Genomic DNA, 15,265 nt, shown 5'->3' with positions numbered 1-15,265 from the left:
CTTTTTTGTGTCTTCTGGCGGTTGGGGAGCCGCGGGAGACAGAGGATTTTGCAGGCAGGTATCGTCGAAATCTAGTGAAAGGTGGTAGAATGTGTAAATAAAGTGAGCGTGTTAGATAGACCAACAAAATCTATTAATGGGAGACAACAATATGAAGAAGAACAATAGGATTGCGGCTGTTGTGGCCGTAACGATGCTGGCAGGCAGCTTGATGGGTGGAGGGGCGGCTTTGGCGGAAACGCCTAAATTGACGACCAGCTTGCCGATTAAGCTGCTCTACAATGCACGCCAATTGCTAAGTGAAGTACAGCCTGAGAAAGTAAATGGAACGACGCTTGTTCCATTACGTGTGGTATCGGACAAGCTTGGCGGCACGCTGATGTTGACGGGCAAAGACATTCGCATTGTAAAAGGGAAGAGTACCCTCGCCCTTACAATCGGTGTGTCGACGGCCTCGATAAATGGAAAAACGACTAAGCTGCCTGTTTCAGTTAAGGTAGTAAATGGGCGGACGCTCGTTCCACTGCGTGTCGTGAGTGAGGGGCTTGGCGTGTCGGTTGAGTGGGATGCGGTAAATCAGTTCGTCTGGATCGGCAATAAGGATGTACCGAAGCTAGAGGATGCGATTAAGCCCGTAGATATTAAGCCATATGCACACTTCTACGCGAAAGATCCGTACTTCCTCAAAGATTTGCTGAATGAAGGAAAGCCATTCACCAAGGCCCGAATTATTACACAGCAGGACTTTCCATTAATCATCTCCGGTGATATTTACTATCGAATGGATCTAGCTAGGGATCCGAAAGGGAAAACTTACACGAGGGCAAGTACGACAGATAAAGGCGTTATGGGCCGTACATTTCTGTTCCTTCAAACTGGCGAACGAGTAAAGTTTCGAAGCGAAACTCCATATTATCGCGAGAGTATCGGTACGGATATACGCATACATTACAACCCTGTAGTATCCAAAGATGACTTCTCGAGACTGAAAATTAAGACTTATGAAAGTCTATCCATTAAAAGCATTGAATATATCGATATTCGAGCCGATTCCGACTCCAAGATTCTATTTGAGAATCTATGGAGGTAAAATATGGGGCGATCAAGCAAACGAAGATTATCTCTTTTACTTCTGATTATCTTTTTGTTTCAATTTCTGTCTCCTCTAATACTAACTAGAATATCGGATGCGGCAGGACTTGATTTTGGAAATGCCTATTAAACCTTATCCAGTAGGAACAAAGCGATATGCCGTCGGTTTCATGAGTTACGAAATATGGACAAACTCAGCGGGCGAATGGACAACCTATTCACCCGGTCAAACGGTTCCGGCAAGCAATTTATCATGGTCATACTCCTTTAGCTTCCCTGGTAGGTCGGTTAAAAGTGTCAAAGTGTATAACTTTGATGGTAGCAGTACCCATCAAACATATTTTAAGGAGTCCCGGTCTACGGATGATTATTTCAACTATACCGATTACTTCGCAAATACCGCTGGCTCACCAATTACAACCGATCTTACAGGTAAAGGGACAGGTCATGTCAGTTTCAAGGTGAGTTTGCCAGGGAAACTGGAAACAAACTCCGGTACATGGTGGGATGTTCTGGTGAATGATCACCCAAATGAAACCTACAGCTCATTAGTTGAAGCTCGACGCTATTATTTTCCTATCGTGTTCGAGTTTGAGCTGGAAGGTCAATATGAAACGCATAGCTTCTCTACGACCGGTGAACCTTTGGACAGCTTATCGCCAAGTAAATCAGGGGATATGATTGCTGGTCAATCCTACCCGCCTGCCCCACCTGCCATTCCTGGATACACGTTTGCGGGGAAGTATAAGAAGAGCGTTGATGGTAGTGACCCACAAAATTCCTCCTACATTACAGGGATACCCTCGTTTATCTACAATGGGGATTTTGACACGTACAAGGTAAATTATTACTATGACGTGGGTGATGGCAAAGTAATCATCAAGCACTTAGATATAAACGACAACAGCCTCGATGGCATTGCCGGGCTTAACGATCGGGAACAAGTATTGAAAGAAGGAATGAACTATCCTTTTACACATACCGATCCTACTAGTGGCTCAAGTTACAAATATGCTGGCTATAAGAAATCAACGACCGATAGCCTGCCAAGCGAGGCAATGGTCGACGCGCCGGCCGAATATAACCTTGGTAAGTATACAAGCGCTGCATTTCCGAAGCCCGTCTATCTAAATTATTACTACAAGATGGATTCATCGACAGCTGCGGGAGAAGTCAACATCCGCCACATGGTACGAACCGGGCCGACCGGACAGTATGCACTCGCGAAGCAGCAAACGGTCCCGATCGCCTCGCTGCCGTTCAGCCATTCTTACAGCTACGACGATACTTACGGTAATATGCAAGGCAGCAACTTGTCCTACGTGGCCTACTCCGACACGGTTACCGTCAAACCGAGCCAATCGGTAAGCCTGACATCCGCACTAAGTAAAGCGTATGTGTCCTTCTTCTACGAAAAACCAGTCGCCTTCACCGGCGATTTCGACGTCCTGCCTGACAACCTCCCCTATAAATCTTCTTTTACGCTTCACCCCAAGGATTTTCAGCTGAAAGGCTGCATTTATCAATCTCATTCCTTCAAAATCGAGCGCAACGGTACTTGGATCGGCAATCCGGTGTATGGTCAAACGACCGATTCCACCTTTACATTCAGCAGCTATCCATGGGTTGTTGGCGTGGGTACGCATAATGTGTTTATGCGCATCGTGACGAGCTGCGGCACTTCGGACTGGATCGGTCCAAAACCACTTACGGTCACGGGGCCGACCGTCAATAATCCGCCGACCTTTCAAATCGGTTTCGTCCAACAGTCTCAGGCAACAAAACCGCTGCATCAAGTCGTTGAAGGTACGACGCTCGATCTGATTTACATAAACGATCCGACCGTGCCTACGCCAAACGATCCGGATGGCGACGATCTGTACTTCATGGGCTTCGATTTCTCGGCAGGGACATCCTTCGTGCAATCAATTCCTTCCAAGAGCTTGGCATATACAGACGGTCAGCACAATTTGACGATGGATACGCTTGGCTTCCAATACGTTTGTGCGCAGATGCGGGATGAGTTCGGGGCTGCGGCTACCGCATGCACGTATATTGAGGTTGTGCCGAAGAACCCGGTGCCCGTTATTAGCTGTCCGCCAACGGTCATTGCCAACCACCCGCTGCCGGCTGGATCGATAAATGGAAACGGCAGCTACAGTCCGATGGGATTGAAAATCGACCATACACGCGATGAATGGACGAATAAGCAAACGAGCTACGACAATCCCGGAACGACGGACATTACGGTCGAGGTATCGCTATCGGTTTACGATGAAAATGGCCTTAAATCGCTGGAGCCGGATACGTGCACCATTATCGTCAAACCGGATTTGCCGCCAATCGCGAAGCTCGTCGTTCCACCGCTGTCGGTTCGCGATACGGTGCTGGATTTGCTTAATAAATCGACTAGTCCTGACGCAGATCCAATCGTGTCGGCCGAGTACAAGTATAAATACGATGCGAATAATAACGGATTTTCTGATGATGCTTGGAAATCGGCAGCAGGTACGCTGTCCAAGCTGCAGTTTACGCCAGCCAAAGTTGGCAAGTACTTGTTCTATTTAAAGGTCGCAGAGCAGTACGGGCAATGGGATGATACGAATTCTGATTCACCAACCACGCTCACACTGAATGTTGTGAACAATGCGCCGGAGGTTTCGTTTGATCTCGAAGGAAAGAATCCGCAGCCGAATCTCGATCCGTATACGCGGGTCCAGCCGGCCGACATGCTGAGCTGGCCGGTTTATGTTCCGGGAACCAATAATCTCGTCTACAATGCAAATAACCTGTGGCGGGCCAGCGCTGGTAATCTGATTAGCGGAGAAGGACGGAATTTCGGTAAGCAGGGGGAAGAGGTTTACCTGTATAACATGACTCGTTTTGGCAGCACCCAGAAGCGCGCAGATGCGTACCCGCTAACGAACAATGGTTATGGATCCAATGAACTGAATCCTTGGCGATCCACGCTGCAGTCAACGGTGGCAGCTAATTTATTATATAAAACCGGTAAGAAGTTACTGACGTATTACGGCGGCTCAGACGGATATCCGAAAGTGAGGTCGACCAAAAAATTACTGTTCTTCGATCATCACTATACGACGTACAGTTATGACTATAATCACCAAACTGGAACCTACAGCTACGAAGACGAAATCTTTGCGCTGAATCCCAAAAAATTATCGCCTGTCGTGGATGTTTTTGGCCAGTGGGGCGATGTATCCCAGAAATACCGGGACGGTGATCCTTATGAATTCATCATTACCAATTCAGGACCGAACAGCTATCGCACGGTTACCTTGAGCAAGAACGGGACAGCCTACAAAACCAGCGTTTCGTTAGGGAAACTAAGCACATACGAGCTTGCGGATCAGTATCTCTACGTCACACGATACTGGAAGTACGGCTCCAGCAGCGCTGTGGATGAGATTGGGATTTACAATGCGCGAAACGGCCAAGAGCTCACGAGCACGTTCAATATGTCTGTGGAAGACCAAACCATTATCGATACTTCAATCATTATGAGCACGCAAGGCAGCAGCTTAATATTGATGCAGAGAAATTACTACAATTCGACGGTCAATTGGTATAAGCTAAGCCGTGATTTGGTGTTGACGAAGCTCGCTTCGTGGAAGCCCCCTGTACCCGTGAATACTAACATCGCATCCAACTGGCAATATGACGGACTTGCTTCCATGACGGATGCGGCGGGCAACTTGTACCGCTACGAAGGGTACACGAATCCAAGCTATAATTCAGGGGTCTACGACCTGAACGTCACGAAGTATAACCCTGATTATACGCTTGCATGGCGGAAATATATCGGAGACGAAGTTAGAAACGATCCTAGCATTTATGGAGGGAATCTGGGGATTACGGCTGTGAATTCCTTTCTGTCGGCGTATTCATATGCGGAGACGTATGGCGGATTCTTCTTCAATCCTGCCAAAAACGAACTTTACGCCAAGGTCTATTACGATCATACGATTCAGGGCAACGTGATTCCGAACTTGTATGAACGTGTGTATGTCCTTAATACGTCATCAGGAGCGATCAAACGCAAAGCCGATAGTTTAAAAGGCGATGACCTCACGATGTATCATTACGGAGACAGTGATTATGGCTTTGGGTCAGCAACCCAGTTTTCGACCGATTTCGCAGGCAATCTAACGCAGAAGAGCAGACTCGGGCAAACGGCGGACGGTTACCGAACCAGCCAAGACCCGGCTAGTGGAATTACATGCGATGCCGGTTCTGCGTATTACTCCATCTACGGCAAATTACCTGTGTATGACGTGGCAGGAACGAGGGCTGGTACGACCTTAATGGGCTGCAACTACTCGTCATCCCCGTTCTATGGTGCCTACTACATGGATGGCGTGTATGTGAGCATGTCACAGGCAAACCCAACGTACAGCTACGAATCGACGACCTATCAGGACCCGCTGCGTTTGACGGTGTCCGTCGGAGCGCCGACTACCAACACTTTGACTGTGAAGCCGTTTACGAGCGGACAATTCTACTCGCCGTTCTCGTTATCGGATGCCGAGGTAAAGTTCAACTTCAAAATCGACGACGTCGATTACGACAAGGAATGGCTCGGTTATTCTTTCCGGATGAAGGATCGGCAGAACGGCTATGCGCTGGAGACGGATACGAATAAAATGGAGCTGGTGAAATACGCCGCCGGTGTGCGCACTGTTCTAGCAGCCCAAGACTATCCGCTGCTCAGCCAGAAGACGTATGCCGTCAAGCTGCAGACAAACGGCAGTCACTTCGCTGTCTTCTTGGACAATACGCCGCTTATCGAGGCTGATGACGACACTTATGCATCTGGACGCTTCGGTTATTTCTCGAACAAATCATTCGTTACGTTCAGTGGTCTGGCGTATAAACCGATGCTGCAAAACGATGTGTGGTCCGATCAGTATGCGATTTGGGATGCCGGAACCGCTTCAGCGGACGTCCAGTACAACAATATCGTGTTCAGCGATCCCGAGAATGACCCGCCGGCAGGGGGCGTGTATGACTGGACCGTACAGCATACGCTTCGCTTTATCCATAACCAAGGCGTGTCGGGCTTGAACGGAAAAACGTTCCATGACGCTCAGCTGAAATTCGATAAAGTGGGCGATTATGTGGTATCGCTGCGCGCTAAGGACGATCCGAACCCGGATTATCTTTCGCCGGTCAATAATTTTGACGAGTATCGGAAGCCATCCAACGCATTTACGAAGAAGATTACCGTTCATCGGCGGCCGATTGCGGACTTCACGCTGGACATCGCCGCGGACAACAAGATTCTGTGGACCGATAAGAGCTGCGATCCGGACCGTTATTACAGCAGTACGGACTACTCCACGGAAGGTACCGGGATCGACTACCGAGCGACGAGGGGGATCCTTCAGAAGAAATTCTATTATGTGACGCCAAGCGGCGTCTATAAAGAAGCGAAGCTCGTCTCGCCGCAGGAGCTTGGCACGTATGAAGTAGGCATGGCGGTTCAGGATGAATACGGCGCTTGGAGCGACTGGGACGTGGTACTGCTGCCCGTCACAACACTGGCCGCGCCGAACCATCCGCCGGTGCCAGGATTTACGAGCAGTCATGTGAACACGTTCCGAGGGGTACCGGTGACGCTGAATTCGACGGCCTATGATGTTGAAGACGGCGACCGCACGAAGCTGCCGCACGCGTATTATGTGAAAGAAGTTTCCGCAGGGGCGGAATCGCTTCAGAGCAGCTCGCGAACCGATTGGGTGAAGACGTTCGGCACGCTGGGCAGTTTTAATATCCGTCAGGTTGTGCAGGATTCTGAAGGCGGCGAGGCGGAATTCAGCTTGCAGGTGAACATCGTTAATCGAATTCCAGGGGCGACGATTACCGTACCGGAGAGCAGCGATCAGAACAACCCGACCAAGCTAACGCTGCTTCGGCCGGATTTTAGCTGGATGTACGGAGACGGGGACGATGACCCGCAGACCGCATTCCAAATGAAGATTTACCGATATGGCGGTACGCTTGAGCACGATTCGGGTATCAAGAATACAGCAGCCGCCCATTGGATGCCTGGCATCGATTTGCCGGAGAAGGTGAACATGTACGCAGTCGTCCGCGTATTCGACGGGTATGACTGGAGTCCTTACAGCGCGCCGAAATACTTCTATATTGAGACGAACCGGCCGCCGGAGGCGGACTGGGATTGGCAGTCGAAGCCGCCGTACGAAGGCGATGTCATCACGCTGTCCCAAGCGCTAAAAGATCCAGATCATGACGATCTTTCCGTGCTGTACACAGTCACAGACCCGGCAGGTGTGAAACAAACGTTCAGCAGCAGCGCGAAGTTCCCGTACGCGGCCGCAGGCCCTTCCTTCAAGGGCGCTATGGCCGGTACATACAGCGTGAAGCTGACGGTGTCCGACGGGAAGGCGCCTCCCATTACGGTTACGAAGAATATTATCGTGCTGCCGTTGTCGATCAGCGGAATGGTGAAGCATACGGAGCTGTGGGATCTGGCAAGGAAGGCGAGCAACAAGAAAACAAGCGGCGATGAGGAAAGTCCGCGCGCGTACAATGTCTTCTGGGCAGGCGAGCGTTTCCTGCTGCGTGCTTCAACGACAGATACCGCGACGGCGACCGAGGCTTCGGAAGTCAAAGTAACGATGAACGGCATAACCGTAGGCTTAACGGCGACGAATGCGCAGCGAACAAGCTGGAGCGGGGAGATGTGGGATGCGGATTTCGAGAAATTGCCGAATGGCCCGCTCACGTTCACGTTTAAGGCGATTTATAGTAATGGCACGGTTAAGCAGACGACGGTGACGATTGTTATTTCCGGAAATATTCAACAAACCGTAGGCGTTCACCGCGTGCATTGATGTGCGGCAGGAATCTAACAATCTGCGAAAATATGGCTGGTTTCAAAGAGAAGCTGCTCCTTCAAGGGGGCAGCTTTTGCATTTTTCAAATAATTTGAACGCCATGTATGTGACCTGCCCATGGGTGAATGCATATGATACCTATGACATTTGAGGTGGAAGAAGGAGAGGGCTATGGCGAAGAGCAGCAAAGGAAAAAGCCCCAAAGGGCGGAAGCCGTTATTTTACGTGGATAATCCGAACGCGTCGGAGTTGAAATGGCTCGAGGAACTGAAGAAGCAAAAACCGACAGCGCCGAAGCAAGCACAGGCGGACAAACGGCCGGTGCAGGTCAATACGGCACCTCAGGTGCTGGAATCTCCTATGCCGGAGATCATACAAGAGACTGCGATTCAATCGGAAGTGGAAACCGAACAAGTACAGCAGGAACCGATTGCCGCGGAGCTTCTGCAAGAAGCGTCATCAGCCGATTTCAGTGAAGACGTCATTGTCGATGCAGCCGCCGAGCCTGACCAACAGCCGCAACCTCAAGCGGAAGTTCAAGATCAGGAATCGGAAGAAGAAGCATCCGTAGAAACGGACGAAGAAGAAGCGCTGCATGTGGCGCAGTTGGAAGAGCTGCTACAGCAGGAAATCTTGAAGCAGGAAGCGTTCATTGTAGAACGCCGCATGCCTGATTCTCCGCTTCCGTTCGTGCATACTGACGATATCGCGGATGATGCCGTTTCGACGGAGAAGCTGGCTTATGGCGCGGTCGATTCTTCCCGTATCAAAGCAGGCGCAGTGGTCTCGAAATCCATTGCGGATTATGCCGTTGAAAGCATCCATATCGCGGAAGGCGCCGTCGGCGCATCCAAGATCGCCTCGGAATCCATCACGGGCGACCATCTGACGAAGAATGCCATTTCCGGCACGAAGATCAGAGACCGTTCCATCACCGGCGAAAAAATTCGCGACAACAGCATCACCTCGGAGAAGCTGGCTGACCGAACCATTAAAGCCGACAAGTTCGCGGAGGGCTCCATCGAAGCGAAGCATTTGAAGCCGCTTGTTATCACGACGGAGCTGATCGAGGATCAGTCGATTACGACAGCGAAGATTCGCAGCGCGGCTGTCCGCACGGAAAGCATTGCAAACGACGCAGTCTCCACATCGAAGCTTGCCGAAGGCTCGGTAACGCGCTCCAAGCTGCGCGACGGTGCGGTGACAAGCGAGAAAATAAGCAGCGGCGCCATTGAATCCGAGCATCTGCAGCCAGGTCTGCTGCTGGCTGACCATGTATCGCCGGGCGTTCTGCTCGGGAAGCATTTGGCAGCGGGCGAAATTACGGCAAGCCACCTGGTCAAAGGCGCGGTTGGACCAAGAGAGCTGCAGGCCTCGGCCGTTACCTCGGAAGCCATCGCGCAGGAAGCGGTCGGCTCAAGAGAGCTTCAAGAAGGAGCAATTAAGGCGCAGCATGTCGGCATTCACGAAATCGGCACCGACCACCTGCAGGATCTGGCGATCTCGACGTCCAAGATGGCGGATCTGTCGATCTCGACAATCAAGCTCGTCGACCATGCCGTAACATCCTCCAAGATTGCCGACAAGAGCATAACAACGAGCAAGCTGATGGATGATGTTGTTCACGGCAAGCATTTGAGCCGGCTCAGCATTAGCGGCGATAAGCTGCTTAACGATAGCATTGAAGAACGCCATTTGAATGAGAAATCCGTCGGAGCGAAGCATCTCCAGGTCAGCAGCGTATTGGAAGGCCATTTGGCCAAAGGCGCCGTAACTGAGCATAAGCTGGCAGCGGGATCGATTAAGCAGCTGCATATCAGCAGCGCGGCCGTGGGCCGTGTGCAGCTGCAGGATGAGTCCGTCGTCGAGCAGAAGTTGGCGGAAGCCAGCGTAACGAGCGAGAAGCTCGCGGAACTGTCGGTGCAGACGAAGCATCTGGCCGATGAGTCCATTACCTTCGACAAAATCGCGCCTGAAGCGATCCGTGCCTTTCATTTGTCGCCGGGTGCCGTCGTCGAAGAGACGATTTCGGCTGAAGCCATCACCGCGCTGCATCTACAGCCGGGTGTCATCGACGCGTCCCATATCAGAGAGGGCTCCATCGAGACGTCCGCAATTCAAGACGGCGCGATCAAGTCCATCAAGCTGGCAAACGGATCCGTGTCGGAGCGTCATCTGGCTGCCGGCGCGATCTATTCCCACCATCTGGCGGATCATGTGGTGAACTCGCTTAAGCTGTCGCCCGAGAGCGTGTCGACAGATAAGCTGACCGACTGCGCGGTGACGTCCGGCAAGCTCGCGGACAGCAGCGTAACGACGGCGAAGCTGGTGAACGGCTCCGTGACAAGCGACCAGCTTGCGGCGGGAGCCGTCAACGGGAAGCATCTAATTAAAGGCGTGATCGAAAGCAGCCACTTGAAGCACGGTGCCGTAAGCGAGCAGCATTTGGCGGCGGGAGCTGTCATGAACGGCGCGCTCGGCGCAGGATCGGTCACGGGCGATAAGCTTGCGGCTGGAGCGGTGAACGGCAGCCATTTGGCGAATGAAGCCGTGGACAGCCGGCATTTGGCGGAGCAGTCGATCTTTAGCGCGCACTTGTCCCCGGGGAGCGTTCGTGATCTTCATCTCAGCACGGACGCGGTAACGGAATCGAAAATCGCGGAAGGCAGCATTGCCAGCCATCATCTGCAAAATGAGTCCGTCGGCGCCCGCAATATTGAGTCGTCGGCTGTGCGGGGACAGCATGTGGCAGCAGGTGCGATTGATGCCAATCATTTGGCGGACGGTTCGGTCGGCAGCTCGCATTTGAAAATCGACAGCGTTCTGCAGCTTCACTTGTCGGCGGAATCCGTCGGCACGGAGCAGCTTTGCGAGGAGACGGTAACGAGCTCGAAGCTGGCGCAGCTGTCGGTTAGCGGCGATCATGTTCAGCTGGAAACGATCGCGGGCAAGCATTTGAAAGCCGAATCCATTCAGGGCTATCATATCCGCAAAGGATCGATTACGCAGGCCCACCTGTCAGCCGAATACTTTTCGTTCGACAAGGCGCCGGACGGTATCCTGCATGGAAGCAAGCTCAAACGAGGAACGGTCAGCGGCGAGATGCTCGTCGACGGAGCTGTAAGCAGTGCGAAGCTGACGAGAGGCGCAGTCGGTCCAGATGCGCTTGGCCTGGCTTCCGTCGGCGAGAACCATCTGCAGGCAGGAGCGGTGACGCTTAGCAAAATTTCGGCCCGTTCCATCTCCAGCGCGCACATTGTTTCAGGCGCAGTCAGCAGCGATGCGCTTGCCGAAGGTGCGGTGGTCAGCACGAAGCTGGCGAGCGGCGCAGTCGGCGCGGATGCGCTCGACGACGGCGCGGTGCAATCGTCGAAGCTGGCAATCGGAGCTGTCGGCACGGAGGCGCTGAGCGACGGCGCGGTCATTAGCGCCAAGCTGGCGAAAGGCGCAGTAGGCACTTCGGCGCTCGGCGACGGCGCGATTGTCAGCGCGAAGCTGGCGAGCGGCGCAGTCGGCGCGGAAGCGCTGGGCGACGGTTCGGTCGTCAGCGCGAAGCTGGCGAAAGGCGCGGTCGGCACGCCGGCGCTGGGCGACGGCTCGGTCGTCAGCGCGAAGCTGGCGAAGGGTGCGGTCGGTACGGAAGCGCTGGGCGACGGTTCGGTCGTCAGCGCGAAGCTGGCGAAAGGCGCAGTAAGCACGGCGGCGCTTGGCGACGGCTCGGTCGAAAGCGCGAAGCTGGCAAAGGGCGCAGTAGGTACGGAAGCGCTGAGCGATGGTTCGGTAGTCGGCGCGAAGCTGGCGAAAGGCGCAGTTGGCACGGCGGCGCTTGGCGACGGCGCGGTTGTAAGCGCGAAGCTGGCTGCCGGCGCGGTCGGTGCCGAAGCGCTGAGCGACGGCGCGGTGGTCAGCGCCAAATTGGCGAAAGGCGCAGTAAGCACGGCGGCGCTCGGCAACAGCTCGGTGGTCAGCGCTAAGCTGGCGAGCGGCGCGGTCGTTGCGGAAGCATTGGGCGACGGTGCGGTAATCAGCACCAAATTGGCGAAGGGTGCAGTCGTAACAGCAGCGCTCGCCGATGGCGCGGTAACCGGTGCAAAGTTGGCCGCAGGTGCGGTCGGTACCGAGACGATCGGATTCGGCGCAGTGGTCAGTGCGAAGCTGGCAAACGGCGCGGTGGGATCGGAAGCGCTGAGCGACGGTTCGGTGGTCAGCGCGAAGCTGGCCGAAGGCGCAGTAGGCACGGCGGCGCTCGGCGAGGGCGCGGTGGTCAGCTCGAAGCTGGCAAACGGTGCGGTCGGATCGGAAGCACTGAATAACGGTGCAGTGATCAGCGCGAAGCTTGCCAATGGAGCCGTAGGTACGGCAGCGCTCGGCGAAGGTGCGGTCGTAAGCTCGAAGCTGGCTATCGGCGCGGTAGGCGCGCAAGCGCTAAGCGACGGTGCCGTACTGGCATCCAAGCTGGCCGTCGGTGCGGTCGGCGCGGATGCGCTCAGTAACGGCGCAGTGAGCGGCATCAAAATAGCACTTGGCGCTGTCGGCACGGCAGCGATTCAAGACAACGCGATAACGGAAGGCAAACTGGCAAGCGGCGCAGTTGGCACAGCAGCATTATGCGACGGCGCGGTGGTCAGCGCGAAACTGGCAGACGGAGCCGTAGGTACGGCAGCACTCGGTAACGGCGCGGTCGTCAGTGCGAAGCTGGCACATGGCGCAGTCGGTGCAGAAGCGCTGGCTGACGGCGCAGTAGTCAGCGCAAAGCTGGCAAGCGGTGCGGTTGGAGAGGCAGCTCTCGGAGATGCTGCAGTCACAAGCACGAAGCTGGCCGAAGGCGCAGTCGTGACGGCAGCGCTGAGCGACGGCTCGATCGTCAGCTCCAAGCTGGCAAGCGGCGCGGTGGGTGCCGATGCGCTTGCAGACGGAGCGGTCGACAGCGCGAAGCTGGCGCATGGCGCAGTCGGAACGGAGCAGCTCCAGTACGCGGTCGTCACCGCGGACAAAATCGCGCCGAAATCCATCGGTGCAGAGCATCTTATTCCGGGCGCGATCACGGGCATATTACTAAGCGAAGGCTCGATATTAACGAACACGCTCGGCGATGGCGCGGTTACGGGAGCGAAGCTGGCAAGCGCAGCCGTCGGAGAGAGTCATCTGCAGCCGGGCTCGGTGACGCTGAGCAAAATCGCCGCTAAATCCATCACGGCGGCCCACATCATCTCGGGCGCAATTGAAAGCAATGCGCTGTGCAGCGGCTCGGTAACGGCCGATAAGCTGGCGCCGGGCGCAGTCGAAGCCGAAGCACTGGCTAACGGAGCGATCACGGCCGATAAGCTCGCTCCTGGTGCAGTCGAAGCCGAAGCACTGGCGATTGGAGCGATCACGGCCGATAAGCTCGCTCCTGGCGCAGTCGAAGCCGAAGCATTGGCGAACGGAGCGATCACGGCCGATAAGCTGGCGCCGGGCGCAGTCGAAGCCGAAGCACTGGCGAACGGAGCGATCACGGCTGATAAGCTGGCGCCGGGCGCAGTCGAAGCCGAAGCACTGGCGAACGGAGCGATCACGGCCGATAAGCTGGCGCCGGGCGCAGTCGAAGCCGAAGCACTGGCGAACGGAGCGATCACGGCTGATAAGCTGGCGCCGGGCGCAGTCGAAGCCGAAGCACTGGCGAACGGAGCGATCACGGCCGACAAACTCGCACCGGGCGCGGTGACAGCCGAAGCATTGGCGAACGGAGCGATCACGGCCGACAAACTCGCACCGGGCGCGGTGACAGCCGAAGCACTGGCAAACGGAGCGATCACGGCCGATAAGCTCGCTCCTGGCGCAGTCGAAGCCGAAGCACTGGCGATTGGAGCGATCACGGCCGATAAGCTGGCGCCGGGCGCAGTCGAAGCCGAAGCACTGGCAAACGGTGCAATCACGGCCGATAAGCTCGCACCGGGCGCGGTGACAGCCGAAGCATTGGCGAACGGCGCGATTACGGCCGACAAGCTCGCGCCGGGCATTCTGCCGGAAACGAGCTTCGAGCTGCAAGACGGCTGCGTCACGACATCCTATTTGGCCGACGGCGCGGTAACAGGCGGCAAGATTGCGCCGCAGAGCATTACAGCCGAGCATCTCTCGCCGAGCGTTCTACTGGCCGCGAGCGCCGACGCGAACCCCATCCTCGACGGAGCGAATTTGTCGGATGGCAGCGTGGGCGCCGATAAGTTAAGCTTTACGCCGGTATCGACCGTGAAGCGTCAGTCGCCCGTCCTGCAGCAGTTCGGCCTCGCGCCATATAACTTCCAAGGTCAGGGCGAACAGCTTGATATTACGATCGGCTTCGATCAGCCGTTTGCGAACAACTCGTACGTGTTCGTTGCGACGACCGATCAGCCTTCCTGCTTCGCCGTCATCAAACAGAAAACAGCCGCTTCCATCCAGCTGACCATCGTGCGCACGCGGATTAGTCCGGAGCCGATCGGCCTCGTGAACTGGATCGGAATGGGCTTGCAATAATAAGAGCAGACCACAGCACAATAACACCCTGCCGAAATCGGCAGGGTGTTATTGCGTTAGGAGCGTTTGAAATAGACGCGCGTGCACAGCTGAGAGGCGCATGGGCTTACTGATTTCACAATGGACGCAACGGGACCCGGATCGCCGTGAATAACATATACACGGTCTCTGTATACGATGGAACGCAGATTGCAAAGCAGTCTTTTGCTGAAAGCGACACTCCAGTATTTGCGGAAATAGGCGGAAGCTGAATATATTCGGTCCCGCCGATGGTAGTGACTTTGCGGCCGAAGCTGGATTCGTAGACATCATCTCCTATTAGCGACAGCATATGTGGAATTGATAGATTCAGTTCTTGTACAATGGCGTAAATTCGCCGATTAGGCAACAGCCTTAACGTACAACAGCCGTTCCTCTTACTCTCAAACGTCATACACTAACTGGTAACAAGAAGATTTAAGGGTGGTGAAAGAGATGATGAAGCCCAGTGGAGAAAAAACAGCTTCGTGCAAGGGAAGGCTGCTTTTCATCGCCAAGCGGAGCACCTCTGCCAGGCAACTTTCCGGCGGCGCGCGTAATTCGGCATTCCGCGCACGGAAGGCTTCCTCATCGCCTTCTGTGAACAGGGGGCTGCATGACGATAGCGGCATGTGCGTGCATCGCCCCTTCGACCTGCTTGCCCTGCCGGAGCGGGAAGCCCGCCGACGGTCCCGGAGCCTTTGACGCAGCAATCGGGTAATCTACTCGTGTCCGTCATCATTCCCGTTATGAATGAACGCCGAACAATCGGACGCGTT

Annotated in this window: 3 protein-coding genes; all 3 read left to right on the top strand. The window is 54.7% G+C overall.

Annotated elements, in window-relative coordinates:
• The first annotated feature begins 151 nt into the window (after positions 1–151).
• The 3 genes from KXU80_RS12310 (at position 152) to KXU80_RS12300 (ending at position 14,468) form a co-directional block, all read left to right on the top strand.
• Positions 152–1,090 carry a copper amine oxidase N-terminal domain-containing protein gene (locus tag KXU80_RS12310; protein ID WP_219838461.1) on the top strand — a complete coding sequence of 313 codons (939 nt, stop codon included), beginning with the start codon at positions 152–154 and terminating at the stop codon, positions 1,088–1,090.
• A gap of 961 nt (positions 1,091–2,051) precedes the next feature.
• Complete coding sequence (locus tag KXU80_RS12305; protein WP_219838459.1) at positions 2,052–7,970, top strand: glycoside hydrolase family 78 protein; 5,919 nt, start codon at positions 2,052–2,054, stop codon at positions 7,968–7,970.
• A 174-nt stretch (positions 7,971–8,144) separates the two neighbouring features.
• Positions 8,145–14,468: a WIAG-tail domain gene (locus KXU80_RS12300; RefSeq protein ID WP_219838457.1), complete on the top strand. Its 6,324-nt coding sequence runs from the start codon at positions 8,145–8,147 to the stop codon at positions 14,466–14,468.
• The last annotated feature ends 797 nt before the right edge of the window (positions 14,469–15,265 follow it).

It is taken from the genome of Paenibacillus sp. R14(2021), assembly GCF_019431355.1.
Lineage (GTDB): Bacteria > Bacillota > Bacilli > Paenibacillales > Paenibacillaceae > Paenibacillus_Z.
This window is presented reverse-complemented; position numbering and strand designations above follow the sequence as displayed.